Annotated in this window: 22 protein-coding genes, 2 tRNA genes and 2 pseudogenes; 13 read left to right on the top strand and 13 right to left on the bottom strand. The window is 60.4% G+C overall.

What is annotated here, in order from left to right; genetic code table 11:
• The first annotated feature begins 146 nt into the window (after positions 1–146).
• From ACIO0C_RS24635 to ddlA, 4 genes and pseudogenes are all read left to right on the top strand, one after another.
• Complete coding sequence (locus tag ACIO0C_RS24635) at positions 147–1460, top strand: MFS transporter (RefSeq protein ID WP_401315870.1); 1314 nt, start codon at positions 147–149, stop codon at positions 1458–1460.
• An 81-nt stretch (positions 1461–1541) separates the two neighbouring features.
• A pseudogene (locus ACIO0C_RS24630) lies at positions 1542–2369 on the top strand (PAS domain-containing protein); the annotation flags it as partial.
• Positions 2349–2909: a methyl-accepting chemotaxis protein gene (locus ACIO0C_RS24625; RefSeq protein ID WP_401315893.1), complete on the top strand. Its 561-nt coding sequence runs from the start codon at positions 2349–2351 to the stop codon at positions 2907–2909. The pseudogene ACIO0C_RS24630 and the gene ACIO0C_RS24625, both read left to right, overlap by 21 nt.
• Before the next feature lie 214 nt (positions 2910–3123).
• A complete protein-coding gene (gene ddlA, locus ACIO0C_RS24620) occupies positions 3124–4218 on the top strand; it encodes a D-alanine--D-alanine ligase (RefSeq protein WP_401315869.1) in 1095 nt (364 codons plus the stop codon).
• A 40-nt stretch (positions 4219–4258) separates the two neighbouring features.
• Here the strand turns inward: ddlA and ACIO0C_RS24615 are convergent.
• Both ACIO0C_RS24615 and ggt read right to left on the bottom strand, forming a co-directional pair.
• Positions 4259–4420 (bottom strand): annotated as a pseudogene (locus ACIO0C_RS24615) (type II toxin-antitoxin system HigA family antitoxin); the annotation flags it as partial.
• 22 nt (positions 4421–4442) lie between these two features.
• Complete coding sequence (gene ggt / locus ACIO0C_RS24610) at positions 4443–6275, bottom strand: gamma-glutamyltransferase (protein ID WP_401315867.1); 1833 nt, start codon at positions 6273–6275, stop codon at positions 4443–4445.
• A gap of 153 nt (positions 6276–6428) precedes the next feature.
• On the opposite strand from ggt, the gene ACIO0C_RS24605 reads away from it, so the two are divergent.
• Complete coding sequence (locus ACIO0C_RS24605; protein ID WP_401315866.1) at positions 6429–7538, top strand: DUF2817 domain-containing protein; 1110 nt, start codon at positions 6429–6431, stop codon at positions 7536–7538.
• Positions 7539–7734: 196 nt separating this feature from the next.
• Here ACIO0C_RS24605 and ACIO0C_RS24600 read toward each other — a convergent pair.
• Positions 7735–7811 (bottom strand) — tRNA-Met (locus ACIO0C_RS24600).
• Between the two features lie 242 nt (positions 7812–8053).
• Between ACIO0C_RS24600 and ACIO0C_RS24595 the strand changes: the two genes are divergently transcribed.
• Positions 8054–9271 (top strand): MFS transporter, encoded by a 1218-nt coding sequence (locus ACIO0C_RS24595; RefSeq protein ID WP_401315864.1) that lies wholly within the window; start codon positions 8054–8056, stop codon positions 9269–9271.
• 100 nt (positions 9272–9371) lie between these two features.
• Positions 9372–11573: an OsmC domain/YcaO domain-containing protein gene (locus tag ACIO0C_RS24590; protein WP_401315862.1), complete on the top strand. Its 2202-nt coding sequence runs from the start codon at positions 9372–9374 to the stop codon at positions 11571–11573.
• Positions 11574–11637: 64 nt separating this feature from the next.
• Here ACIO0C_RS24590 and ychF read toward each other — a convergent pair whose 3' ends face one another.
• The 8 genes from ychF to ACIO0C_RS24550 all read right to left on the bottom strand — a co-directional run bounded on the left by ychF (position 11638) and on the right by ACIO0C_RS24550 (position 18554).
• Positions 11638–12738, bottom strand: a complete 1101-nt coding sequence (gene ychF, locus ACIO0C_RS24585; RefSeq protein ID WP_401315860.1) for a redox-regulated ATPase YchF — start codon at positions 12736–12738, stop codon at positions 11638–11640.
• Between the two features lie 22 nt (positions 12739–12760).
• A complete protein-coding gene (gene pth / locus ACIO0C_RS24580; protein ID WP_401315858.1) occupies positions 12761–13345 on the bottom strand; it encodes an aminoacyl-tRNA hydrolase in 585 nt (194 codons plus the stop codon).
• Between the two features lie 169 nt (positions 13346–13514).
• Positions 13515–14114, bottom strand: a complete 600-nt coding sequence (locus tag ACIO0C_RS24575; protein WP_008060174.1) for a 50S ribosomal protein L25/general stress protein Ctc — start codon at positions 14112–14114, stop codon at positions 13515–13517.
• Between the two features lie 142 nt (positions 14115–14256).
• Entirely contained in the window at positions 14257–15198 is a 942-nt protein-coding gene (locus ACIO0C_RS24570; RefSeq protein ID WP_003171603.1) for a ribose-phosphate pyrophosphokinase, read from the bottom strand.
• 45 nt (positions 15199–15243) lie between these two features.
• Positions 15244–15318, bottom strand: a tRNA-Gln gene (locus ACIO0C_RS24565).
• A gap of 36 nt (positions 15319–15354) precedes the next feature.
• On the bottom strand, positions 15355–16206 hold the full coding sequence (gene ispE / locus ACIO0C_RS24560) for a 4-(cytidine 5'-diphospho)-2-C-methyl-D-erythritol kinase (RefSeq protein ID WP_401315856.1): 852 nt from the start codon (positions 16204–16206) through the stop codon (positions 15355–15357).
• A gap of 1 nt (position 16207) precedes the next feature.
• Positions 16208–16825: a lipoprotein insertase outer membrane protein LolB gene (gene lolB / locus ACIO0C_RS24555; RefSeq protein ID WP_008060178.1), complete on the bottom strand. Its 618-nt coding sequence runs from the start codon at positions 16823–16825 to the stop codon at positions 16208–16210.
• A 4-nt stretch (positions 16826–16829) separates the two neighbouring features.
• Positions 16830–18554 (bottom strand): tetratricopeptide repeat protein, encoded by a 1725-nt coding sequence (locus tag ACIO0C_RS24550; protein WP_401315855.1) that lies wholly within the window; start codon positions 18552–18554, stop codon positions 16830–16832.
• 301 nt (positions 18555–18855) lie between these two features.
• Here ACIO0C_RS24550 and hemA point away from each other — a divergent pair, with 301 nt between their 5' ends.
• The 6 genes from hemA to ACIO0C_RS24520 all read left to right on the top strand — a co-directional run bounded on the left by hemA (position 18856) and on the right by ACIO0C_RS24520 (position 24225).
• On the top strand, positions 18856–20145 hold the full coding sequence (gene hemA, locus ACIO0C_RS24545) for a glutamyl-tRNA reductase (RefSeq protein WP_272603536.1): 1290 nt from the start codon (positions 18856–18858) through the stop codon (positions 20143–20145).
• Entirely contained in the window at positions 20142–21224 is a 1083-nt protein-coding gene (gene prfA, locus ACIO0C_RS24540; RefSeq protein WP_008060185.1) for a peptide chain release factor 1, read from the top strand. The genes hemA and prfA overlap by 4 nt, the downstream gene beginning before the upstream one ends.
• Positions 21225–22055 (top strand): peptide chain release factor N(5)-glutamine methyltransferase, encoded by an 831-nt coding sequence (prmC, locus tag ACIO0C_RS24535; protein ID WP_401315853.1) that lies wholly within the window; start codon positions 21225–21227, stop codon positions 22053–22055.
• Positions 22049–22804, top strand: coding sequence for a molybdopterin-synthase adenylyltransferase MoeB (locus ACIO0C_RS24530; protein WP_401315851.1), 756 nt, complete (start codon positions 22049–22051; stop codon positions 22802–22804). The genes prmC and ACIO0C_RS24530 overlap by 7 nt, the downstream gene beginning before the upstream one ends.
• Positions 22797–23588, top strand: a complete 792-nt coding sequence (gene murI / locus ACIO0C_RS24525; RefSeq protein ID WP_401315850.1) for a glutamate racemase — start codon at positions 22797–22799, stop codon at positions 23586–23588. Before ACIO0C_RS24530 ends, murI begins: the two co-directional genes overlap by 8 nt.
• A gap of 118 nt (positions 23589–23706) precedes the next feature.
• Complete coding sequence (locus ACIO0C_RS24520) at positions 23707–24225, top strand: acyloxyacyl hydrolase (RefSeq protein WP_401315848.1); 519 nt, start codon at positions 23707–23709, stop codon at positions 24223–24225.
• Positions 24226–24273: 48 nt separating this feature from the next.
• Here ACIO0C_RS24520 and ACIO0C_RS24515 read toward each other — a convergent pair whose 3' ends face one another.
• Both ACIO0C_RS24515 and ACIO0C_RS24510 read right to left on the bottom strand, forming a co-directional pair.
• On the bottom strand, positions 24274–24579 hold the full coding sequence (locus ACIO0C_RS24515) for a YkgJ family cysteine cluster protein (protein WP_401315846.1): 306 nt from the start codon (positions 24577–24579) through the stop codon (positions 24274–24276).
• 85 nt (positions 24580–24664) lie between these two features.
• Entirely contained in the window at positions 24665–25447 is a 783-nt protein-coding gene (locus tag ACIO0C_RS24510; protein ID WP_401315844.1) for an SDR family NAD(P)-dependent oxidoreductase, read from the bottom strand.
• Between the last annotated feature and the right edge of the window lie 16 nt (positions 25448–25463).

Here is a 25463-nt window from a genome sequence, read left to right as displayed (position 1 = left end):
TCTGGACAGACGCCAACCTTAATTCAAGCGAGTGCGTTTTGCGGCGCTGTTTTGCCGCTATGGGACTTTGGTCTAACGGGTTGTCCGCCAGCGCGTTTGCGTAGACCATGGGCGCCTTGGTTTTTGCCTGTGCCAGAGTTCTTTTCATGACTGCCAATACCGATCCACGCCCGCAACCGTTCAGCCGTGCGGACTACAAGACCCTGGGGCTCGCGGCCCTCGGCGGCGCGCTGGAAATCTACGACTTCATCATCTTCGTATTTTTCGCCCTGACTTTGAGCCAGCTGTTCTTCCCGCCGGAAATGCCTGAATGGCTGCGTCTGCTGCAAAGCTTCGGCATCTTCGTCACCGGGTACCTGGCGCGGCCCCTGGGCGGGATCCTGATGGCGCATTTCGCCGACAGCCTGGGTCGCAAGAAGGTGTTCAGCCTGAGCATCCTGATGATGGCGCTGCCGTGCCTGCTGATCGGGATCATGCCGACCTACGCACAGATCGGCTATTTCGCGCCGCTGCTGCTGTTGACCCTGCGTGTGCTCCAGGGTGCGGCGGTGGGTGGCGAGGTGCCGAGCGCCTGGGTATTCGTGGCCGAGCACGCGCCGATCGGCCATCGCGGCTACGCCCTGGGCTTTCTGCAGGCGGGGCTGACCTTCGGTTATTTGCTCGGCGCCCTGACGGCAACGTTCCTGGCGCAGGCTTTCACCCCGGCTGAAATCCTCGATTACGCCTGGCGTTATCCCTTCCTGCTGGGCGGGGTGTTTGGGGTAGTTGGCGTCTGGCTGCGGCGCTGGCTCAGCGAAACCCCGGTGTTCATGGCCATGCAGGCCCGGCGCGAGTCGGCCGTCGAGTTGCCGTTGCGGGCGGTCCTGCGCGAACATCGCCTGGCCCTGCTGCCAGCGATGATCCTCACCTGTGTGCTGACGTCGGCGGTGGTGGTGTTCGTGGTCATCACCCCGACCATGATGCAGAAAACCTTCGGCATGACCGCCAGCCACACCTTCGCCCTTAGCGCACTGGGCATCGTTTTCCTGAACATCGGTTGCGTGCTCGCCGGTTTGCTGGTCGACCGCATCGGAGCCTGGCGCACCGTGATGCTTTATAGCCTGCTGCTGCCCCTGGGCATCGGCGTGCTCTACACCTGCCTGATCAGCGGTGGCAACTGGGTTGGCCTGGCTTACGCGGTGGCCGGACTGAGTTGCGGAGTAGTGGGCGCGGTGCCGTCGGTGATGGTCAGCCTGTTCCCGGCGCGGATTCGTGTCTCGGGTATTTCCTTCACCTACAACATTGCCTATGCCGCCTGGGCGAGTATCACACCGTTGCTGTTGATCGGTTTGATGCCGTGGAGCCCCTGGATCTGTGTGATCTTCAGCGCAGTGATGGGCGCGGTGGGCGTAGGCAGTGCGGCGTTTTTCGGCCCACGGATGCCGGGAATCGCCAGTTGCCCGGCCACCGGTACGGCGTGACAGACAGGGGGTGACTGGCGCGGCGGCATTATATTTGTAGGACAATCCTCAAACGCTCTTCAGAAAACCCCCGCAAAGCCGATGGCTAGGCTGCAAGTCGCTTTCCATCCCAGCCCATCGGTGCGTCCCCCCATGTTTAATAAACGCTTGAAGCAGGAGCTGTCGGCTCTTCGCGAAGAACTCTCCAGCCTGCAGCAAGTCAAGGAAAGCCTGGAAAGCGAGATGCTCGTGCTGACCCTCGAAATTGATGGGCGGGTGCAATCGGTCAACCAGAACTTCCTCAGCGAGATGCACTACAAGAGCAACGAGCTGGTCGGCCGGCACATCGAAGAGATCGTTCCGGAGCATGTAAGGAACGACGAATTCCAGCTGCGTTTCAAGACCGCATTGAGCCGTGGCGAGCACTTTGCCGGGGCGGTGCGCCTGTTGCGTGGCACCGGCCAGGAAGCCTGGTTGCGTTCGATCGTGCAGCCCGTGCGCACGGCAGATGGCCGGATCAAGCATTTTTCGATTTTCTCCAGCGACCTGACCCGCACCATCGAGGCCTCCCGCGAGCACGAAAACCTGATCGATGCGCTGGTGCGCTCGACGGCGGTGATCGAGTTCGACCTCAACGGCAACGTACTGTCAGCCAACGACCGCTTTCTCAGTGGCATGGGCTACAGCCTGGCGCAGATCAAGGGCAAACATCACCGCACTTTTTGCTTTCCCGAGGACTACAACAGTGCCGAATACCAGGCCTTCTGGCGTCGACTGAACGCTGGCGAGTTCGTGGCCGACCGTTTCAAGCGCGTCGACAGCCATGGTCGTACGGTCTGGCTGGAGGCTTCCTACAACCCGGTGACCGATGCCAACAACAAGCTCTACAAAGTGGTGAAATTCGCCACGGTGATCACCGATCAGGTCAATCAGGAGCAGGCAGTGGCCGAAGCGGCCAACATTGCCTACGGCACCTCGCAGCAAACCGATCAAAGCGCCCAGCGCGGCAACGCCGTGGTGACGCAGGCGGTGGATGTGATGCGCGATCTGGCCAAACACATGCAAACCGCTGGCGATGGCATCGAAGCCTTGAATGAGCAATCGCTGGTGATCGGCACCATCGTCAAGACCATCAGCGGGATTGCCGAACAAACCAACCTGCTGGCGCTCAACGCGGCCATCGAAGCGGCCCGTGCCGGTGAGCAGGGGCGAGGCTTTGCCGTGGTGGCGGACGAGGTCAGGCAACTGGCTTCGCGCACCAGCCAGGCCACCGAAGAGATAGTCCTCGTGGTGCGGCGCAACCAGGACATGGCGCGTAACGCCGTGGCCCTGATGGCCGACGGCAAGCTCCAGGCGGAGCAGGGCCTGGCGCTGGCAGCGGAAGCGGGTACGGTGATTGTCGAGATTCAGGATGGGGCGCAGAAAGTGGTGAGTGCGGTGGGGCAGTTTGCCAATCAGTTGGCGAGCTGACCTGGAGGAATGTGTGACCCACTGTAGGAGCGAGCCTGCTCGCGATGGATTTGAAAGCGCTGCGTTTATTCACAAAGCACACGTTATCGTTAACCACCATCGCGAGCAGGCTCGCTCCTACAAGTGACCATAGGTGATCCGCTGGACGGCAAGACCCTGCAGTCGTAACGTGGCGGCTACCCAGGCTGCAAGCCATCCACAATGAGGTCAGGCAATGAGTAAACTGCGTGTGGGCGTTATTTTTGGGGGCCGCTCGGCCGAGCACGAGGTGTCGCTGCAGTCGGCAAAGAACATTGTCGATGCACTGGATCGCTCGCGCTTCGAGCCGGTGCTGATCGGCATCGACAAGCAAGGCCACTGGCACCTCAACGACCCCTCGAATTTCCTGCTGAACCAGGAAAACCCGGCCCTGATCGCCCTCAATCAATCCAATCGCGAATTGGCCGTGGTTCCGGGCAAGGCCCGTCAGCAACTGGTGGAAACCGCCGGTCCCGAATTGCTGGGCCACGTCGACGTGATCTTCCCGATCGTCCACGGCACCCTGGGCGAAGACGGTTGCCTGCAGGGCTTGCTGCGCATGGCCGACTTGCCGTTCGTCGGTTCCGATGTGCTGGGTTCGGCGGTCTGCATGGACAAGGACGTCAGCAAGCGCCTGTTGCGTGATGCCGGCCTTGCCGTCACGCCGTTCGTCACCCTGACCCGCGCCAGCGCTGCACGCACAGGCTTCGCCGAGGTCTGCGGCAAGCTCGGACTGCCGCTGTTCGTCAAACCGGCCAACCAGGGTTCTTCCGTCGGGGTGAGCAAAGTGGCCGACGAAGCCGAATACGCGGCGGCAGTCGAACTGGCATTGAGCTTCGATGAAAAGGTGTTGGTCGAGTCTGCGGTCAAGGGGCGCGAGATCGAATGCGCGGTACTGGGCAACGAAGATGCCATCGCCAGCGGTTGTGGCGAGATCGTGGTGCACAGTGGCTTCTATTCCTACGACAGCAAGTACATCGATGACAAAGCTGCTGAAGTCGTGGTGCCGGCCAATATCAGCGTCGAGTCCAGCGAGCGCATTCGTGCCATGGCGGTCGAGGCGTTCCAGGTGCTGGGTTGCTCCGGTCTGGCGCGGGTCGATGTATTTTTGACCGAGAGCGGCGAAGTCCTGATCAACGAGATCAATTCGCTACCGGGGTTCACCCGCATCAGCATGTACCCGAAACTGTGGCAGGCAGCGGGTATGACCTACAGTGAACTGGTCACGCGGCTGATCGACCTGGCGCTGGCGAAACACCAGGCTCGGCAAGCGTTGAAAATCAGTCGTTAAGCGAGTGTCGGTTTGATTTCTAAAGTTGGCGGGCACCTGATCAAGCCTGTTTCATCGGCTTGATCAGGCTCTGGGCCGGTATGCCAAAGAGTTCATGAAGTTTCCAAATCATCGGCAGTGTCAATGCGCGTTTACCATTGAGTACTTCATAGACTCGATTTGTTCGGCCAATGGCTGGCGCAAGATCAGAAGCCGATAGGCCCTTTCCCACGCCTTTGTACGACTCAATCCCCCAATGCTTCCCCTTCACGTCGAGGATCGGCCCCGCCGGCCAGCGACGCCTTCCCCTGTGCATCCTTGAACCGGACAATCGCCTGGGTGCCGCTGGTCATGTCGATTTCGTTGACGCTGTGGCCCTTGTCCTTGAGTGCCTGAATCAGCGACGGGCTGAACTGGCCGTTCTCCAGTTCGGTCGGGCCATTTCGGCTGCCAAAGTTGGGCAGGTTGATGGCTGCTTGTGCATCGAGGTTCCAGTCGAGCAGGCCGACGGTGGTTTTGGCCACGTATTCGATGATTTGCGAGCCGCCGGGAGAGCCGAGGCTGGCGATGAATTCGCCGCTCTGGCGGTCGAAGATCAGCGTTGGGGCCATGGACGAGCGCGGACGCTTGCCGGGTTCGACGCGGTTGGCGACTTTCTGGCCGTTCTCTTCGGGAATGAACGAGAAGTCGGTCATCTCGTTGTTGAGCAGGAAACCCTGGACCATCACATGCGAGCCGAACGCGGATTCGATGGTGGTGGTCATGGACACCGCGCCGCCTTGGTCATCGACCGCCACCACTTGCGAGGTGGAGATGCGCAGGGGTGAGCGGTCTGGCGCGTAGGCGACCTGGATGCCCGGCGGCGTGCCGGGTTTGGCCGTACCCATGCTGTGCTCGCCGATCAGTGCCGCCCGGCTGGCCAGGTAAGTCGGGTCAATCAGGCCCTTGACGGGCACCGGCACGAAGTCCGAGTCGGCCACGTACTGCGCGCGATCGGCATAGGCCAGGCGCTCGGCTTCGCTGATCAGGTGCACGGCCTCGGCGGTCGGTTCGAAGCCGGCGGGCGTGTTGGTTTGCACCGGTTGCATCGGCGCCAGGGCCCAGCGCTTGTCGCGTGTCTCCAGGGCTTGCAGCGTGCCGAGGATCTGCGCCATGGCGATCCCGCCCGACGAGGGGGGCGGCATGCCACAGACCTGCCAGCGCTTGTAGTCGGTGCACAAGGGCGCGCGCTCCTTGGCGCGGTAGTTCGCCAGGTCGCTCAGCGAAAGGCTGCCCGGGTTGGCGTGACCCTGGACCTTGGCCACGATCTCTTGCGCGATGGGCCCTTTGTAAAAGGCATCCGGCCCTTCCTTGGCGATGCGTTGCAGCGCGGCGGCCAAGGGCGGGTTTTTCAACAGGGTACCGCTGGCTTTCGGGCTGCCATCGGCATTCAGGAAATAGGCGGTCATCTGCGCAGAGCGCCTTATGGACGAATCCGCGGCGATCAGCCGGTGCAGGCGCGGCGAGATGACAAAGCCTTGCTGCGCCAGTTCGATGGCGGGCTCGAACAGTTGCGCCCATGGCAGGCGACCGTGTTTGCGATGGGCCAGTTCAAGGGCTCGCAACACCCCAGGCGTGCCCACCGAGCGCCCGCCGATCTGTGCCTGGGTGAAGGGCATCGGTTGACCATCGGCCTGCAGGAACAGCTTCTCGGTGGCACCGGCCGGTGCGGTTTCGCGCCCGTCGTACGTGCGCACGGATTGACCATCCCAGAGCACGATCAACGCACCTCCACCGATGCCCGAGGACTGCGGCTCAACCAGCGTCAGTACCGCCTGCATCGCAATGGCGGCGTCGATGGCCGAGCCGCCCCGACGCAGCATCTCCCGTCCGGCCCCGGCCGCCAAGGGGTTGGCGGCGGCTGCCATGTGCCTGGAGGCGTGGCGGGTCTGCAGCTCGGTGCGATAACCAGAGGCGCTTTCCGGTGCCGCCGGCAGTGTCGGGGCGGAGGCGTTGTGGCAGGCGCCAAGGGTCAGCGCGCTGGTGATCAGCACGAGGGCGGACAGGCGAACGCGACTCGAGTGGGAGGCTGAGAACATGGGGCACTCCGTCCGTTGGATAAATGTACCGGCGACTGTATCGGCGACCTCGTAATGACGCAAACCGCAAGGCGCGATTGCCCTTCATCAATCGACGAATTTTCGGTAGGGTCGTGACCAGCGATCACGCCACAAGAACCACAAGAGGCAGCCATGCACAGCGAGTTTCCAACCCAGCCAAGCTACCGTTCCCAGCGCGAACAATTCCTGGCGGCGGCAACCGCGGCCGGCGCGACGCTGAGCGAGTACCCCCATTCGCTCAAGGGGCCTTCAGGCGAGGCCCTGGCCACCGATGTGGCGGTGCTCGGCGATCCTGGCGCCAAACGCCTGCTGATCGCGCTGAGCGGCACGCACGGGGTCGAGGGCTTCTATGGCTCGGGTTGCCAGATCAAGTGGCTCCAGGAACTCGGCAAGCGCTCGTTGCCGGCCGACGTCGCGGTGGTGATGATTCATGCGATCAATCCCTGGGGCATGGCGTGGCTGCGTCGGGTCAACGAAGACAATATCGACCTGAACCGCAACCACCTGGATTTCACAGGTGTGCTGCCGGACAACCAGGCCTATGACGCCCTGCATGAGATCTATGCCTGCAGCCAGTTACGCGGGCCCGAGCGTAACCGCGCCGATGCCTTGCTCGACGAGCAGATCCGCCTGCATGGCTGGCCTGCGGTCATGTCGGTTGTCGAAGGTGGGCAGCACGCCCATGCGGATGGCCTGTTCTATGGCGGGGTCGCTCCCAGCTGGTCGAACCGCACGTTGCAGCAGATCCTGCAAAACCACGTGGCCCATGCCGAAGTCGCCCTGTGTTTCGACTTGCACACCGGCGCCGGGGAGTACGGTCATCCGATGTTGCTGACGATCACCGAGGCGCCGTATCCGGCACTGGCCGATGCGCAGGCGCTTTATGGCCCTTGGCTCTACACCCTGCACACCGGTGCCGACACCCTGAGCGAAACCGGTGTGGCGGCGACGGCCACTGGCTACACCTCGCAAGCCTTGATCGATGCGCTACCGCAGGTGCGGTTGATGCCCTTCGTCATCGAGTGCGGGACTTATCCGGGCCCGGAGGTGCATCGGCATCTGCGCGATGACCACTGGCTGCATCTGCACGGTGATGTTCACGATGGGGTAGGGCGCGAGATCAAGTTGAACCTGCTTGAACAGTTCTATCCCGCCGACAGCGATTGGCAGGCCCTGGTCTGGTTGCGCACCTGGCAGATCTGGGAGCGGGCATTGTCGGCGCTACCGACGGTTCGCTGCTGATGATGATGATGATGATGATGATGATGATGATGATGTAGGAGCGAGCTTGCTCGCGATGGACTCGAGAGCGCTGCGTTTAACCTGTAAACACGCGTCATCGTTGACGACCATCGCGAGCAAGCTCGCGCCTACAGGAGGCATAAAAAACGGAGGCAAAAAAAAACGGCCTACCTTTCGGTAAGCCGTTTTTAGCACTTGGTGGCTACACAGGGACTTGAACCCCGGACCCCAGCATTATGAATGCTATGCTCTAACCAACTGAGCTATGTAGCCAAGATGGCGCGCATTATTCACCGGTAATGGAGATGCGTCAAGCGTAAATTTAAAATATTTCTCTACACTTTCAACCGCTTATCTTCCCGAGCCGAAAAACCGCGGTGGAGGAAGGCATTGATCGATCTGAAATCTGCGGAATACCGAGGTCGTTAGCAGGCTAAGGGGATGGCGCTGCCGCAGCGAAAAATGGCACATTGACGCACCTGCCCGTGTGCACCCCTCTGTTTTTCGGAAATTTCATGGCTATCAGCAACGTTCAGTCCGCCACGGCGGCGACGCCCGCGACTTCACAAAGCAGTCCCCTGGTCATGCGCATCATCGGCGCGGTGGCGCTGGCGCACCTGATCAATGACCTGATTCAATCGGTGCTGCCGTCTATCTACCCGATGCTCAAGGCCAACTATGGCCTGACATTCACCCAGGTCGGCCTGATCACCCTGACTTTCCAGCTGACCGCTTCGCTGCTGCAACCCTGGGTCGGCTACCACACCGACCGTCACCCCAAGCCCTGGCTGTTGCCGGCTGGTACGGTCTGCACCTTGATCGGTATCGTGATGATGTCGGTGGTCGGCAGCTTCCCGCTGATTCTGCTCGCGGCGGGCTTGATCGGCATTGGCTCCTCGACCTTTCACCCGGAAGCTTCTCGCGTGGCACGACTGGCCTCGGGGGGGCGGTTTGGCTTGGCGCAATCGACCTTTCAGGTCGGCGGCAACGCGGGCTCGGCGTTCGGTCCGTTGCTGGCGGCGGCGATCATCATCCCTTACGGGCAAGGGCATGTGGCCTGGTTCGGCCTGTTCGCGGTGTTTGCCCTGTTCGTGCTCTACCGGATCAGTCGCTGGTACGCCAACCACTTGAGCCTGTTCAAGCTCAAGCAGGGCCAGGCGGCGACCCACGGCCTGTCCAAGGGCCGGGTGACCAGCGCGCTGGTGGTGCTCGGGCTGCTGGTGTTCTCCAAGTACTTCTACATGTCCAGCCTCACCAGTTACTTCACGTTCTACCTGATCGAGAAGTTCGACCTGTCGGTGGCCAGTTCGCAGCTGCATCTGTTCCTGTTTCTCGGTGCGGTGGCCGCGGGGACATTCTTCGGCGGGCCCATCGGCGACAGGATCGGGCGTAAGGCCGTGATCTGGTTCTCGATCCTTGGGGTTGCACCGTTCACGTTGCTACTGCCGCATGTGGACCTGTTCTGGACCACTGTCCTCAGTGTGGTCATCGGCTTCATCCTCGCCTCGGCCTTCTCGGCCATCGTGGTGTACGCCCAAGAGCTGGTGCCAGGCAATGTCGGGATGATTGCCGGGGTGTTCTTCGGCCTGATGTTCGGCTTTGGCGGGATTGGCGCGGCGCTGCTGGGTCACCTGGCGGACATCCACGGCATCGAATACGTGTACTTCCTGTGTTCGTTCCTGCCGTTGCTGGGCGTATTGGCGATTTTCCTGCCGAGGACCAAAAAGGCCTGATTAACGCACCGCTGGCCGGGCGCGCGAGCTTGCACAAGACTTCCGGCTGAAAAGCCGGATAATGGCGGCCATTCGTTTGCTCGTTATTCTGGTATCCCGCATGGAAATCAAGGTCAATTTTCTCGACAACCTTCGACTTGAAGCCAAGTTCGATGACTTCACCGTGGTGGCCGACCAGCCTATCCGCTACAAGGGCGATGGTTCGGCACCGGGTCCGTTCGACTACTTCCTGGCTTCGTCGGCGTTGTGTGCGGCTTACTTTGTGAAGTTGTACTGCAGCACTCGCAATATCCCCACCGAAAACATCCGCCTGTCGCAGAACAACATTGTCGACCCGGAAAACCGCTACAACCAGATTTTCAAGATCCAGGTCGAGTTGCCGGCCGATATTAGCGACAAGGACCGCCAGGGCATCTTGCGCTCCATCGACCGCTGCACCGTGAAAAAAGTGGTGCAGGCCGGGCCTGAGTTCGTGATTGAAGAGGTGGAGAACCTCGATGCCGATGCCCAGGCGCTACTGATGCCTGCTGCCAATCCAGGTTCGGAGGCGGGCACCTACATTGTGGGCAAGGACCTGCCGCTGGAACAGACCATCGCCAACATGTCGGGCATCCTGGCCGGCCTGGGCATGAAGATCGAAATCGCTTCGTGGCGCAATATCGTGCCCAATGTGTGGTCGCTGCACATCCGCGATGCGCACTCGCCGATGTGTTTTACCAATGGCAAGGGCGCAACCAAGGAAGGTGCGCTGGCGTCGGCGTTGGGCGAGTTCATCGAGCGACTGAACTGCAACTTCTTCTACAACGATCAGTTCTGGGGAGAAGACATCGCCAATGCGGCGTTCGTGCACTACCCGAACGAACGCTGGTTCCAGCCTGGCCCTAAAGATGAACTGCCGCCGGAGATTCTCGACGCGTACTGCCTGCGGGTTTACAACCGCGATGGCGAGTTACGCGGCTCGCACCTGTTCGACACCAACTCGGGCAACGAAGAGCGCGGTATCTGTTCGCTGCCGTATGTGCGCCAGTCAGACGGCGAGGTCGTGTATTTCCCGTCCAACCTGATCGAAAACCTGTACCTCAGCAATGGCATGAGTGCCGGTAATACGCTGGCCGAAGCGCAGGTGCAGTGCCTGTCGGAAATCTTCGAGCGCGCGGTTAAACGCGAAATCATCGAAGGTGAGTTTGCCCTGCCGGATGTGCCGGCCGACGTGCTGGCGAAGTACCCGGGGATACTGGCCGGTATCCAGGCGCTGGAAGAGCAGGGGTTCCCGGTGTTGGTGAAGGACGCGTCCCTGGGAGGCGAATTCCCGGTGATGTGCGTCACCTTGATGAACCCGCGTACCGGTGGTGTTTTCGCCTCGTTCGGTGCGCACCCGAGCCTGGAAGTGGCGCTGGAGCGCAGCCTGACGGAATTGTTGCAGGGCCGAAGCTTCGAAGGCCTCAATGACTTGCCCCTGCCGACCTTCGAAGGTCACGCGGTGACCGAGCCGAACAACTTCGTCGAGCACTTTATCGACTCCAGCGGCGTGGTGTCGTGGCGCTTCTTCAGTGCCCAGTCGGATTACGAATTCGTCGAGTGGGACTTCTCTGGCCAGGGCGAAGACTCCAATGCCGAGGAAGCCGCGACCTTGTTCGGCATTCTCGAAGGCATGGGCAAAGAAGTGTACATGGCGGTGTACGAGCACATCGGTGCCACGGCCTGTCGCATCCTGGTGCCGGACTACTCGGAAATCTATCCGGTGGACGATCTGATCTGGGATAACACCAACAAGGCGCTGTTTTTCCGCGAGGACATCCTGAATCTGCACAGCCTCGACAAGGCCGGCCTGAAGGCACTGGTCAAGCGTCTGGAAGACAGCGAGCTGGATGACTACACCGACATCACCACCTTGATCGGCATCGAGTTTGACGACAACACCGCCTGGGGTCAGTTGACGATCCTGGAGTTGAAGCTGCTGATCTATCTCGTCTTGCAGAAATTTGAAGAGGCCAAGGAGCTGGTGGAAATGTTCCTCCAGTACAACGACAACACAGTCGAGCGCGGCTTGTTCTACCAGGCCGTGAACGTGGTGCTGGAGATGGAACTGGACGAGGACCTGGAGCTGGCCGATTACGAGGCCAACTTCCGTCGGATGTTCGGCAACGAGCGCATGGATGCCGCGATCGGCTCCGTGAACGGCAGCGTGCGCTTCTTCGGCTTGACGCCTACCAGCATGAAACTGGAGGGCCTCGACAGGCATCTGCGACTGATCGAGAGCTACAAGAAGCTGCACGCGGCGCGCGCAAAGGTGACGGGCTAACCCCGTTTAAAGCGCCCACAAAAAAAGCACCCCAGGGTGCTTTTTTTGTTAATGGCTGCGAACGTCAGACGTTGAAGCGGAAGTGCATTACGTCGCCGTCCTTGACGATGTAGTCCTTGCCTTCCAGGCGCCATTTACCGGCTTCCTTGGTGCCGGCTTCGCCCTTGTACTGGATGAAGTCGTTGTAGGCGATCACTTCGGCGCGGATGAAGCCTTTTTCGAAGTCGGTGTGGATCACGCCAGCGGCTTGTGGTGCGGTGGCGCCGACGCGTACGGTCCAGGCGCGGACTTCTTCGACACCGGCGGTGAAGTAGGTCTGCAGGTGCAGCATTTCGTAGCCGGCGCGGATCACGCGGTTCAGGCCAGGCTCTTCGAGGCCTAAGGCTTCGAGGAACATGTCTTTCTCTTCGCCGTCGTCGAGCTCGGCGATTTCCGCTTCGATCTTGTTGCACACCGGAACAACCACGGCGCCTTCTTCTTCGGCGATGGCCTTGACCACGTCCAGGTGCGGGTTGTTCTCGAAACCGTCTTCAGCGACGTTGGCGATGTACATGACCGGTTTGGTGGTCAGCAGGTGGAAGCCCTTGATCACCGCTTTCTCGTCGGTGCCCATGTTCTTCATCAGGCTGCGTGCTGGCTTGCCTTCGGTGAAGTGAGCGATCAGTTGTTCCAGCAGGCCTTTCTGGACCACTGCGTCCTTGTCACCGCCCTTGGCGTTGCGCGCGACTTTCTGCAGTTGCTTCTCGCAGCTGTCGAGGTCGGCGAAGATCAGTTCCAGGTCGATGATCTCGATGTCGCGTTTCGGGTCGACGCTGTTGTAGACGTGAATCACGTTCTCGTCTTCGAAGCAGCGGACCACGTGGGCGATGGCATCGGTTTCACGGATGTTGGCCAGGAACTTGTTGCCCAGGCCTTCACCTTTCGACGCGCCGGCAACCAGGCCCGCGATGTCGACGAATTCCATGGTGGTCGGCAGGATGCGCTTTGGATTGACGATGGCCGCCAAGGCTTCCAGGCGCGGATCCGGCATCGGCACGATACCGCTGTTCGGTTCGATGGTGCAGAAGGGGAAGTTCTCGGCCGCGATCCCGGATTTGGTCAGGGCGTTGAACAGGGTGGACTTGCCGACGTTAGGCAGGCCGACGATGCCGCAATTGAATCCCATGGTGTTTCCCCTCGGGTAAAAGTCAGGCCTTCTGGCTGTGCAGGTTTTTCATCGCGCGGTTCCATTCACCGGCGAGGATATCCGGCAGCACGCCGAGGGCAAAGTCGATGCTGGCATCGAGTTTTTCCTGTTCGGCGCGTGGCGCACGACCCAGGACGAAGTTTGAAACCATACTGGCAACGCCCGGGTGGCCAATGCCAAGCCGCAGGCGGTGGAAGGTATTCTGATTGCCCAGTTGCGCAATGATGTCGCGCAACCCGTTGTGACCGCCATGGCCACCGCCAACCTTGAGTTTGGCGACACCCGGAGGCAGATCGAGTTCGTCGTGTGCCACGAGGATTTCTTCAGGCTTGATGCGGAAGAAACCAGCAAGGGCCGCTACAGATTGGCCGCTGCGGTTCATGTACGTGGTGGGAATCAGCAGACGAACATCCTGACCCTGATGCGAAAAACGCCCGGTCAGGCCGAAATATTTGCGGTCCGCCACAAGGTTCACGCCTTGTGCGTTCGCGAGACGCTCAACAAAAAGGGCCCCTGCGTTATGCCGGGTCTGTTCGTATTCAGCGCCTGGATTTCCCAGGCCAACGATCAGTTTGATGGCAGTCACGATAGGGGCCCTTCATTGGAGTGGTGGATAACATCGCCGCAATCAGGGAGTGCGGCGAAAGTGGACGAAAATTGCTCATTTACCATGATGTAAACTCCGCGTTCTCGCCCGCTTTCTCGCTACGCTCTAGTCCGCGATGTTTCCGGTCACTCCGGCGTACAGAGTAAAATTACTCTGCAGCGCCTTCTGCAGCTTCTGGAGCAACACGTGGAGCGTGGACGTTGGCAACAGCCTTGTCATCGCCGTGTGCCAGAGCAACGAACTCAACGCCTTTAGGGGCTTTGAGGTCGGACAGGTGAATGATCGAACCGATTTCGGCGTCAGCCAGGTCGACTTCGATGAATTCAGGCAGGTCTTTCGGCAGGCAGGAAACTTCGATCTCGCCAACAACGTGGGAGATTTCGCCGCCTTTCTTGGTCGGTGCTTCTTCGTTGATGAAGTGCACAGGAACGATAGCGGTCAGTTTCTGGCCAGCTACTACGCGTACGAAGTCAGCGTGCATCACGTGGCCTTTGGCCGGGTGACGCTGCAGGGCTTTGATCACGACGTTCTGCTTGGTGCCACCAACGTTTAGCTCGATGATGTGGCTGTAAGCCGCTTCGTTTTCGAGCAGTTTGGCAACTTCTTTGGCCAGCATGCTGATGGATTCAGGGGCTTTGTCGCCACCGTAAACTACAGCTGGAACCAGGCTTGCGAGACGACGCAGGCGGCGGCTCGCACCTTTCCCCAGGTCGGAACGCACTTCAGCATTCAGAGTAAAATCGTTCATGTTGTATCTCCAAAATAACCACACTCGCCCCAGCGTTTGCGACCAGCGCTAAAGGCGATATGGGCAAAAAAGCCCCGCCCCGACAGGAATGCCGGGGCGGGGCGCTTTTCGTCAACGAGACATTTCGAGAAGGGCAGGGCCCTTAGCGGAACATCGCGCTGATCGATTCTTCATTGCTGATGCGGCGGACCGCCTCGGCAACTACCGGTGCGATATCCAGTTGACGGATACGCGCACAGGCTTGTGCTGCAGCGGACAGCGGGATGGTGTTGGTCACCACCAGCTCGTCCAGCACGGAATTTTCAATGTTTTCGATTGCCCGACCCGATAGCACAGGGTGCGTGCAGTAGGCGAAAACCTTGGCTGCGCCATGCTCTTTCAAGGCCTTGGCCGCGTGGCACAGGGTGCCGGCGGTATCGACCATGTCATCGACCAGAATACAGGTACGCCCTTCGACATCACCGATGATATGCATCACTTCAGAGTGATTGGCTTTCTCACGGCGTTTGTCGATGATCCCGAGATCCACGCCCAGCGACTTGGCAACGGCACGTGCACGCACGACGCCACCAATGTCCGGGGACACGATCATCAGGTTTTCAAAGCGCTGATCTTCAATGTCATCCACCAGAACCGGGGAGCCGTAGATGTTATCTACCGGAATATCGAAGAAACCCTGGATTTGGTCAGCATGCAGATCAACCGTGAGAACACGGTCGATGCCGACTACGGTAAGCATGTCAGCCACGACTTTCGCGCTGATAGCCACACGTGCGGAACGCGGACGGCGATCCTGACGGGCATAACCAAAGTAAGGAATAACAGCAGTGATACGAGTAGCCGAGGAGCGGCGGAAGGCATCAGCCATCACTACCAGTTCCATCAGGTTATCGTTGGTCGGAGCGCAAGTCGGCTGAATAATGAAGACATCTTTACCGCGGACGTTTTCATTGATCTCGGCTGTAATTTCGCCGTCGGAAAATTTACCGACAGAGATGTCACCGAGAGGGATATGCAGCTGACGTACGACACGCCGAGCCAGATCGGGGTTAGCATTCCCCGTAAAGACCATCATCTTGGACACGCGCAGTACCTAGAGGCTGAGGGTAACCTGGATGAGTATAGAAAATGGCAGGGGCGGCTGGATTCGAACCAACGCATGGCAGGATCAAAACCTGCTGCCTTACCGCTTGGCGACGCCCCTGTATCTGTTGCAACGATTACCCAGTAATCGATTCCTTTAGAGCAGACTTTGCAGCTTGCGATGCAACATCGAAATGTTACTTCCTTTTGCTACAAACCCTGTAAGGGTCTCTGTAAGAAGGGCCGAGACTTTATCAGCTTCAGCTTTGCTTGGGAAGCCCCCAAACACACAACTTCCAGTTCCGGTGAGTTTTGCTTCGGTAAAATTACCTAACAAATTCAATGCGTTACGTACCTCTGGATAACGCCTTGCTACCACCGGCAAGCAGTCATTTCGACTGTTTCCCTTGGGAACGGGGCGCACTTTAATGGGAGGAGTGTTACGTGTCAACAACGGATCAGAAAAAATTTCTGCCGTACTTACAGAGACTTGCGGCACCAGCACGAGATACCAGGGTTCTTCCGGGTCGACAGGGGTCAGTTTCTCCCCCACGCCCTCGGCGAAAGCCGCATGGCCGCGCACGAAAACCGGGACATCGGCGCCCAGCGTCAGGCCCAGCGCGGCCAACCGATCCTCATCCCAACCCAGTTGCCAGAGGTGATTGAGGCCGAGCAGGGTGGTGGCGGCATTCGAACTGCCGCCGCCGATGCCGCCGCCCATGGGCAGGATTTTGTCGATCCAGATATCAATGCCGAGCGGGCAGCCGGATTGTTCCTGTAGTTTTTTCGCGGCCTTGACGATCAGGTTGCTGTCGTGGGGGACGCCTTCGAATTCGGTGTGCAGGCGAATGACACCGTCGTCGCGCACGGCGAAGGTGATTTCGTCGCCGTAGTCGAGAAATTGAAACAGCGTCTGCAGCTCGTGGTAGCCGTCTTCACGGCGACCAAGAATGTGCAGCATCAAATTGAGTTTGGCGGGTGAAGGCAGGGTCAGGCGATTGGCTGGCATGTCATTGCCCCAATTTGCGCGGTTGCCAGGTCTTGATCACCAGCGTGACATCCAGGTCGGTGCCGTGCAGTTTGATCCGCTCGGGCAACCAATAGCCGTTTTGCTCGGTATAGGCGGTGTACTCGACCTGCCAGCCGTCCTGTTCGAGGCTGGCGAGGCGGCTGTCGCCATCGAGGGTCAAGCGGCTTTTGCTGTCCGGCGCCGGGAGTCCGCGGACCCACCATGCCAGGTTGGCCACCGGCAATTTCCAACCAAGCTGCTCTTCAAGCAGGGCATCCGGGGACGGCGCTTCGTAGCGCCCCTGGTTGGCGACTTCCAGGGAAACCTTGCCCGGATGCCCGGTCAGGCGCGCCGCACCGCGACCCAGGGGGCCCGAAAGTCGGATGTCGTAGTAATCCTGGCGTTGCAGCCAGAACAGCGTGCCGCTGCCGGAATCTTTTGGCGCACGGATGCCGATCTTGCCGTCGATCTGCCAGCCATCAAGGCTTGCAAGCTGCAGTTTGTGCTCGCGCCATTGCGCGGGGTTGCCGTGGCCCACGACCGATTCGCGGGCAGTAAAACCCGCACAGCCGGCGAGCAGGGCAATGAAGCTGAAAACGATGAGGTGGCGCAAAAACATAATCTTAAAGAGTCTCTGATCCGGTCAGGCGCTTGATGGTGCTGCGCAGGGTAGGGCTGTCGGGCTGTTCCTTGAGGAACTTGCCCCAGATTTGCCGTGCTTCGCGTTGCTTGCCGTTGGCCCACAGGACTTCACCCAGGTGGGCGGCGACTTCCTGATCGGGGAAGCGTTCCAGGGCCTGGCGCAGCAGGCGCTCGGCTTCGTCGAGATTGCCCATGCGGTAATTCACCCAGCCGAGGCTGTCGAGAACCGCCGGGTCTTCCGGTGTGATCTGGTGCGCTTGTTCGATCAGCGCCTTGGCTTCGGCGTATCGCGTCGTGCGATCAGACAGGGTATAGCCCAGGGCGTTCAATGCCATGGCATTGTCCGGATCGCGCTTGATGATCAGGCGCAGGTCTTTTTCCATTTGTGCCAGGTCATTGCGTTTTTCCGCCTGCATGGCGCGGGTATAGAGCAGGTTCAGGTCGTCCGGGTATTTTTGCAGGGCTTGTTCCAGGACCTTCCAGGCCTTGTCCCCCTGTTTGTTGGCGGACAGGGTTTCGGCTTCGATCAGGTACAGCTGGATCGCGTAGTCCGGTTGCTCGTCGCGCTCTGCCGCCAGTTTGCGTTGGGCTTCGGCAGTCTTGCCGTTACTCATCAGGATGTCGGCCTGACGCAGTTGTGCAGGCAAATAGTCGTTACCTGGGCCGACCTGATCGTATTCGATCAACGCGCCTTGCGGATCGTTACGTTCTTCGGCGATGCGGCCCAGGTTCAAGTGCGCCGAGTCGACGTGGCTGTCACGGGCGATCAGGTCTTCCAGGTAGCCCTTGGCCTCGTCCCAGGCCTTGGCCTCCAGGCAGACGAGCGCCAGTGAATAACGCAGGTCGTCGTCTTCCGGGTATTGCTGCACCAGGCTTGAGAACTCGGCCTTGGCGTCATCCATGCGGTCCTGTTCAACCAGCATGCGCGCGTAGGTCAGGCGCAGGCGTTTGTCATCCGGATACTTCTTGATGCTTTTCTGCAGCAGCGGCAAGGCTTCGTCACCGCGATCAAGGGCTTGCAGCAGGCGCGCGCGCAGCAGGATCGGAGCAATTTCGCCGTCGTCCGGTGGATTGTCTTCCAGCAGGGTCAGCGCGCCTTTGGTGTCGCCGTCCTGTTGCAGCAGCAAGGCCTTGCCAAAAATCAGCTGGCCGTTGTTCGGGTGGCGCTGTAGCAAACGGTCGAAACTTTTCATCAGGCCATTGCGCGTGTCCTGGTCGGTATCGGCCGCGGACAGTGCGAGGAAGTCGAAATGGGTATCGCCCTTGCCTTGCAGCACTTTCTCCATGTAGACCATGGAGTCGTCATAGCGCCCGGCGCGCGCCAACTGCACGGCGGCGGCCCGCTGGGCCTCGAGGTCGTCCGGCGCGTTCCTGGCCCAGATCAGCGCCGTGTCCAGGGCAGCCTGGTCGGCACCCAGGTACTCGGCAATGCGGAATGCCCGTTCGGAGATGCCCGGATCCTGGGTATTGATGGCCTGGGTCACGTAGTTGTCCAGGGCGATGTCGAAACGATTGCGCTGGCCAGCCAGCTCCGCACTCAGCAGGCTGAAGACGGTGTCTTCGCTGAATGAGCTGTAGACCTTGGGCTTTTCAGGGGCCGGGGTGGTGTCTTCGACCGGCGACGGGTCATCCGTCGACACGGGAGCCAAGGCCTGGCAGCCGCTGAGAAAGACAAGGGCAAGGAGCAACGCGGAAGATCTATTCATATAGGAAAAGGACGACTAACCTGCGGTCGGATCATCATGACACAAGCGTTCGGCCAAACATAACCGGGCAGGCATTTTCCCGTGGACACAGGTCCTTGTAGGAGCTGGCTTGCCAGCGAAGACGCCCGGAAGGCCAACGCAAGGCGTCAGGACGCCTTCGCTGGCAAGCCAGCTCCTACACTAAACAAGAATCGCTCGCAGTTCGCGGCGCTGCCTACCGGGGCAATAGATATCGAGTAGTTGTTCTCGATGTGTCGAAGTAGGACAATTGCCGGCTTCACGTCACCACCAGCGACTTTGAATGGCCTTCCTTGCACTCGGTATTAACCACAAGACTGCTTCAGTAGACGTCCGCGAGCGCGTGGCCTTTACCCCTGAGCAGCTGGTCGAGGCCTTGCAGCAGCTCTGCCGACTCACCGACAGCCGCGAAGCTGCGATCCTCTCCACCTGCAATCGCAGTGAGCTCTATATAGAACAGGATCACCTGTCGGCGGATACCGTGCTGCGCTGGCTGGCCGAATATCATCATTTGAGCCTCGACGAGCTGCGCGCGAGCGCTTATGTGCACGAAGATGATGCGGCAGTTCGTCACATGATGCGAGTCGCCTCCGGGCTCGATTCGCTGGTGCTGGGCGAACCGCAAATCCTCGGCCAGATGAAATCGGCCTACGCCGTGGCTCGGGAGGCCGGCACCGTCGGGCCGTTGCTAGGGCGTTTGTTCCAGGCGACGTTCAATGCGGCCAAGCAAGTGCGCACCGACACCGCCATCGGCGAGAACCCGGTGTCCGTGGCGTTTGCCGCGGTCAGCCTGGCCAAACAGATTTTCAGTGACCTGCAACGCAGCCAGGCCTTGCTGATCGGTGCCGGCGAGACCATCACCCTGGTCGCCCGCCATCTGCACGACCTGGGCGTAAAGCGTATCGTGGTTGCCAACCGTACACTGGAGCGTGCGAGTACGCTGGCCGAGCAGTTCGGCGCCCATGCGGTGCTGCTGTCGGACATTCCGGCGGAGCTGGTGCGCAGCGACATCGTCATCAGCTCCACGGCGAGCCAGCTGCCGATCCTTGGCAAAGGGGCTGTTGAAAGCGCCTTGAAGCTGCGCAAGCACAAACCGATCTTCATGGTCGATATCGCCGTGCCGCGTGATATCGAGCCAGAAGTCGGCGAGTTGGACGATGTATACCTCTACAGCGTCGACGATCTCCACGAAGTGGTCGCCGAGAACCTCAAGAGCCGCCAAGGTGCAGCCCAGGCGGCGGAAGAGATGGTCTCGGTGGGCGCCGAAGATTTCATGGTGCGCCTGCGCGAACTGGCGGCGGTGGATGTGCTAAAGGCCTATCGTCAACAGAGCGAACGCTTGCGCGACGAAGAATTGCAAAAAGCCCAGCGCTTGCTGGCCAACGGCAGCAGTGCCGAAGAGGTGCTGGTGCAACTGGCACGCGGCCTGACCAATAAACTCTTGCACGCACCGAGCGTGCAGTTGAAAAAGCTCTCTGCCGAAGGTCGCCTCGATGCGCTGGCGATGGCCCAGGAACTCTTTGCCCTCGGTGAGGGCTCATCGGATAGCTTTTCGGATAAGAAACCGCAATGAAAGCGTCACTGCTCAATAAGCTGGACATCCTCCAGGACCGTTTCGAGGAATTGACCGCCTTGCTTGGCGATGGCGAGGTCATTTCCGATCAGAACAAGTTCCGCGCCTATTCCAAGGAATACGCGGAAGTCGAGCCGATCGTCGAAGCCTACAAACAGTTGCTTAAGGTGCAGGGCGACCTCGAAGGCGCCCAGGCCCTGCTCAAGGACAGCGACCCGGACATGCGCGAGATGGCCGTGGAAGAAGTCCGCGAAGCCAAGGAACGCCTGGTGGAGCTGGAAGCCAATCTGCAACGCATGTTGCTGCCCAAGGACCCGAACGACGGGCGCAACGTGTTCCTCGAAATCCGCGCGGGCACCGGCGGTGACGAGGCGGCGATTTTCTCCGGCGACCTGTTCCGCATGTACTCGCGCTACGCCGAGCGTCGCGGCTGGCGGGTGGAGATCCTCTCGGAAAACGAGGGGGAACACGGCGGCTACAAGGAAGTCATCGCGCGAGTCGAGGGTGACAACGTCTACGGCAAGCTGAAGTTCGAGTCTGGCGCCCACCGCGTGCAACGGGTGCCGGCGACCGAGTCCCAGGGGCGCATCCACACGTCGGCCTGCACCGTGGCGGTGCTGCCTGAGCCGGACGAACAGGAAGCGATCGAGATCAACCCGGCGGACCTGCGCATCGATACCTACCGTTCCTCCGGTGCAGGTGGCCAGCACGTGAACAAGACGGATTCGGCGATCCGCATCACTCACTTGCCGTCCGGTATCGTCGTGGAATGCCAGGAAGAGCGTTCGCAGCACAAGAACCGTGCGCGGGCGATGTCCTGGCTGTCGGCCAAGCTCAACGACCAGCAAACCAGTGCCGCCGCCAATGCCATCGCCAGTGAGCGTAAATTGCTGGTGGGCTCGGGGGATCGCTCCGAACGTATCCGCACCTACAACTATGCCCAGGGCCGGGTGACCGATCACCGGGTCAACCTGACCCTGTATTCGCTCGACGAAATCCTCGCCGGGGGCGTCGATGCCGTGATCGAGCCGTTGCTGGCCGAGTACCAGGCCGATCAACTGGCCGCCATAGGTGAGTAAATGACGATCATTGCCAGTCTGTTGCGTGCGGCCGATCTGCCCGACTCGCCCACGGCGCGCCTGGATGCCGAATTGTTGCTGGCGGCCGCGCTGGGCAAGTCCCGCAGTTTCCTGCACACCTGGCCGGAACGCATCGTACCGAGCGAAGCGGCGTTGACCTTCGCCGAGTATTTGCAGCGCCGCCGCAGCGGTGAACCGGTGGCGTACATTCTCGGCCAGCAAGGTTTCTGGAAGCTCGACCTGGAAGTCGCGCCGCACACGCTGATCCCGCGCCCGGACACCGAGTTGCTGGTGGAAGCCGCATTGGAGCTGTTGCCGGCCACCCCCGCCACCGTACTCGACCTGGGCACTGGCAGTGGCGCGATTGCCTTGGCCCTGGCCAGCGAGCGTCCGGCCTGGAGCGTCACTGCCGTGGATCGCGTGCTGGAAGCCGTGGCCCTGGCCGAACGCAATCGCCAGCGCCTGCACCTCAATAACGCCAAGGTACTAAGCAGCCATTGGTTCAGCGCCCTGGAAGGTCAGCATTTTCAACTGATCATCAGCAACCCGCCGTATATCGCGTCCGCCGACCCGCACCTGGTGGAAGGCGACGTACGTTTCGAGCCGGCCAGCGCCCTGGTGGCCGGTGTCGACGGGCTAGACGATTTGCGCCTGATCGTTGCCCAGGCACCGGAACATCTTGAGGCGGGCGGTTGGCTGATGCTCGAGCATGGTTATGATCAGGCCGAGGCGGTCCGCGATTTGCTGCTGACCCGCGGTTTTGAGGAAATTCACAGCCGCACCGATCTGGGCGGTCACCAACGCATCAGTCTGGGGCGCCTGCCGTGCTGAATGATCAAGAGTTGCTGCGTTACAGCCGGCAGATTCTGCTGCAACACATCGATATCGACGGCCAGTTGCGGCTCAAGGATAGCCGCGTATTGATCGTCGGCCTCGGGGGCCTCGGCGCGCCGGTGGCGCTGTATCTCGCCGCCGCAGGGGTCGGCGAATTGCATCTGGCGGACTTCGATACGGTCGACCTGACCAACCTGCAGCGCCAGATCATCCACGACACCGACAGCATCGGCATGGGCAAAGTCGATTCGGCGATCAAGCGCCTGACGGCGATCAACCCCGAGATCCGGTTGATCGCTCATCGTGCAGCGCTGGATGAAGATTCCCTGGCGGCTACTGTAGCCGCCGTGGATTTGGTGCTCGATTGCTCCGACAATTTCTCCACCCGTGAAGCGGTCAACGCGGCTTGCGTGAGCGCCAGCAAGCCGCTGGTCAGCGGTGCGGCGATTCGCCTTGAGGGGCAATTGTCGGTCTTCGATCCGCGTCGGGCGGAAAGTCCGTGCTACCACTGTTTATATGGGCACGGCAGCGAAGCCGAACTGACCTGCAGCGAAGCCGGGGTGGTCGGGCCGTTGGTGGGGCTGGTCGGCAGCCTGCAAGCGCTTGAAGCGCTGAAATTGCTGGCGGGCTTCGGCGAGCCGCTGGTAGGGCGCCTGTTGCTGATCGATGCCTTGGGTGCGCGTTTCCGTGAGTTGCGGGTCAAGCGTGATCCGGGTTGCAGCGTCTGTGGGCCCAAGCATGCGTGAAGCGCCGATCGGCGTGTTCGACTCCGGTGTCGGTGGGCTTTCGGTACTGGCCGAGATCCAGCGGTTGTTGCCTGGCGAATCTCTGTTGTATGTCGCCGATTGCGGGAACATTCCCTACGGCGAGAAAACCCCGGAATTTATCAAACAGCGTTGCAGCGTCATGGCCGAGTTTTTTCAAGGCCAGGGCGCCAAGGCTCTGGTTCTGGCCTGCAACACCGCCACGGTCGCCGGTGTTGCCGACTTGCGTCGCGATTACCCGCAGTGGCCCATCGTCGGCATGGAACCGGCCGTCAAGCCGGCTGCCGCCGCTACCCGCAGTGGCGTGGTCGGCGTGCTGGCCACTACGGGCACCCTGCAGAGCGCCAAGTTCGCCGCCTTGCTCGACCGTTTCGCCACCGACGTTCGGGTCATCACCCAGCCTTGCCCCGGGTTGGTTGAGTTGATCGAAAAAGGCGACCTGCACAGTCCCGCCCTGCGCCAGTTGCTGGAGGGTTATGTCCAGCCGCTGCTTGCCGAGGGCGCCGATACCATCATTCTGGGTTGCACCCATTACCCGTTCCTCAAACCGATGCTCAAGCAGATGATCCCCGCCGACATCAGCCTGATCGATACCGGTGCGGCGGTCGCGCGTCAGCTTCAGCGCTTGCTGGCCGAGCGCGAACTACTCGCCGCCGGGCCTGCGCGAGCTGCGCAATTCTGGACAAGCGCCGATCCTGTACATTTCACAAATATATTGCCGATCTTGTGGAATAACGCTGGCGTTGTGCGAAGCTTTGAAGGGTAAGCAAGTTTCGGGGCAGGGGAAGAGTTTGGGCTGAACTTCTGAATAACCGTCGACTTCTATAGCTGTGAACGTAGAGCAACAAAAAAACCAAACGTAATCGTTCGGAAAGGATGTTTCTATGAAGCGACTATTTTGTTTGGCCGCGATTGCGGCCGCACTGATGGGGCACAGTTTCACTGCGCAGGCTGCGGGCGTGGAGTTCGGGGTCGGCCAGACCGGCGAATCGAGCATGACCTATCGCCTGGGCATGCAATTTGATTGGGACAAGAGTTGGTGGCAGAGCGACGTAGGTCGCTTGACCGGTTACTGGAGCGGCGCCTACACCTATTGGGATGGCGAAGAGACCTCCAGCAACCACAGCCTTTCGTTCTCTCCAGTGTTTGTTTACGAGTTTGCCGGTCAGAGCGTCAAACCCTACGTTGAGCTCGGGTTCGGGGTGGCGGTGTTCGCCAGTACCGAAGTCGAAAACAACGACCTGGGCAGCGCGTTTCAGTTCGAGGACCGCTTCGGTGTTGGCCTGCGCTTTGCCGGCGGGCATGAAGTCGGAATTCGCGCGACGCACTATTCGAATGCGGGGATCACCAGTCCGAACGATGGCGTTGAAAGTTACGCACTGCATTACACGATGCCGTTGTAAGGCTCGGTCAATGTGGGGGCTTGCTCCCACATTTGTATTGCGCTGGCTTCAACGATACGCCGTCGAAATCCCTTGGCGTTCTTCAATGCATTCCGCCGCCCCCATCTCGAATTCCCGGCAGATCAGCGGGCGTTTTTCGTAGATGGTGCACATCATCGTGTTGCGATCCAGCGCGGCACACCAGCCGTCGTCCAGGCGCAGCATAACTTCACCGCCCCAGTCATCGGTGTCGATGAATCGCTCGGGCACGCCGGTATCGGTGATCAGCATGACTTCGAGCTGGCAGCAGCAGGCTGCACAGGTCGAGCAGGTCACCGCCGCTGTGGCGATTTGCGTGTGGGGGATGGTTTTCATGGCGCGCAGTGTAAGGCAGTCAGTCGGTGCCGTGTGAAAGCTCTGACGGACGCTCAGTCGCTGGCATCCGCCGCAAATCTTTCGATCACAACTGATCCATGATCGGCGGGCTGCTGCGAACGATGCGTTTGCCAATCGCCAGCTTCGTCCGCTCGGGCATTTTCGGCAGCGGCCACAGGGCGGACATAAACATCCCCGGCAAGGCGATCTCCAGCGGCCGGTTCCTGATTTCGTGGAAGATGTGCTGCGCTGCTTTCCCCACCGGCCAGTTGAGTGGCATGGGTATATCATTTTTCGCGGCTCGTGGTGCCTCGACGGCCCCGGGATTGACCACTGTGACTTCGATCCCTTCAGGTGCCAGGTCAATGCGCAGGGATTCGAACAGGTAACGCATCCCGGCTTTCGAGCCGCCATAGGCTTCGGCGCGGGGCAGTGGCAGGTAGGTCACCGAACTGGCCAGCCCCACCAGGTGCGGCGCGGTGCCGGAGCGCAGCAATGGCAATGCCGCGTCGATGCAGTAGCTGCTGGCAAGCAGGTTGGTGCGTACCACATGTTCGATGATAGAGGCGTCGAACTGCTTGGCATCCACGTATTCGCAGGTACCGGCGTTGAGGATCACGGTGTCCAGGGAGCCCCAGCCCCGGGCAATCTGTTCGCCGATTTCACGGACCGTCTGGCTGTTGGTCAAGTCGCCAGCCACCACCAATACTTGCCCGGGATAGCGCAGCGACAAGACTTTCAGTGGGGCCAGCGAGCGGGCGCTAACGGCCAGGTGGGCGCCGCTCTTGAGTATTTCTTCAGCCAGCGCTGCGCCAATGCCGTTGCTCGCACCGGTCAACCAATATCGTCGTGGAGGTGTCAGCCTCATCCCGTTCTCCTTTGCA

Origin of the sequence: Pseudomonas sp. NPDC087336 (assembly GCF_044744285.1) — a bacterium.
GTDB lineage: Bacteria > Pseudomonadota > Gammaproteobacteria > Pseudomonadales > Pseudomonadaceae > Aquipseudomonas.
The sequence above is the reverse complement of the archived record's forward strand: the minus strand, read 5'-3'. Positions and strand labels throughout refer to the sequence as shown.

Excerpts from the sequence above, each read along its gene's own strand:
- ACIO0C_RS24635 (WP_401315870.1), top strand. The coding sequence starts at position 147 with ATGACTGCCAATACCGATCCACGCCCGCAACCGTTCAGCCGTGCGGAC.
- ddlA (WP_401315869.1), top strand. The coding sequence starts at position 3,124 with ATGAGTAAACTGCGTGTGGGCGTTATTTTTGGGGGCCGCTCGGCCGAG.
- ggt (WP_401315867.1), bottom strand. The coding sequence starts at position 6,275 with ATGTTCTCAGCCTCCCACTCGAGTCGCGTTCGCCTGTCCGCCCTCGTG.
- ACIO0C_RS24605 (WP_401315866.1), top strand. The coding sequence starts at position 6,429 with ATGCACAGCGAGTTTCCAACCCAGCCAAGCTACCGTTCCCAGCGCGAA.
- ACIO0C_RS24595 (WP_401315864.1), top strand. The coding sequence starts at position 8,054 with ATGGCTATCAGCAACGTTCAGTCCGCCACGGCGGCGACGCCCGCGACT.
- ACIO0C_RS24590 (WP_401315862.1), top strand. The coding sequence starts at position 9,372 with ATGGAAATCAAGGTCAATTTTCTCGACAACCTTCGACTTGAAGCCAAG.
- ychF (WP_401315860.1), bottom strand. The coding sequence starts at position 12,738 with ATGGGATTCAATTGCGGCATCGTCGGCCTGCCTAACGTCGGCAAGTCC.
- ACIO0C_RS24575 (WP_008060174.1), bottom strand. The coding sequence starts at position 14,114 with ATGAACGATTTTACTCTGAATGCTGAAGTGCGTTCCGACCTGGGGAAA.
- ispE (WP_401315856.1), bottom strand. The coding sequence starts at position 16,206 with ATGCCAGCCAATCGCCTGACCCTGCCTTCACCCGCCAAACTCAATTTG.
- lolB (WP_008060178.1), bottom strand. The coding sequence starts at position 16,825 with ATGTTTTTGCGCCACCTCATCGTTTTCAGCTTCATTGCCCTGCTCGCC.
- ACIO0C_RS24550 (WP_401315855.1), bottom strand. The coding sequence starts at position 18,554 with ATGAATAGATCTTCCGCGTTGCTCCTTGCCCTTGTCTTTCTCAGCGGC.
- hemA (WP_272603536.1), top strand. The coding sequence starts at position 18,856 with ATGGCCTTCCTTGCACTCGGTATTAACCACAAGACTGCTTCAGTAGAC.
- prfA (WP_008060185.1), top strand. The coding sequence starts at position 20,142 with ATGAAAGCGTCACTGCTCAATAAGCTGGACATCCTCCAGGACCGTTTC.
- prmC (WP_401315853.1), top strand. The coding sequence starts at position 21,225 with ATGACGATCATTGCCAGTCTGTTGCGTGCGGCCGATCTGCCCGACTCG.
- murI (WP_401315850.1), top strand. The coding sequence starts at position 22,797 with ATGCGTGAAGCGCCGATCGGCGTGTTCGACTCCGGTGTCGGTGGGCTT.
- ACIO0C_RS24520 (WP_401315848.1), top strand. The coding sequence starts at position 23,707 with ATGAAGCGACTATTTTGTTTGGCCGCGATTGCGGCCGCACTGATGGGG.
- ACIO0C_RS24515 (WP_401315846.1), bottom strand. The coding sequence starts at position 24,579 with ATGAAAACCATCCCCCACACGCAAATCGCCACAGCGGCGGTGACCTGC.
- ACIO0C_RS24510 (WP_401315844.1), bottom strand. The coding sequence starts at position 25,447 with ATGAGGCTGACACCTCCACGACGATATTGGTTGACCGGTGCGAGCAAC.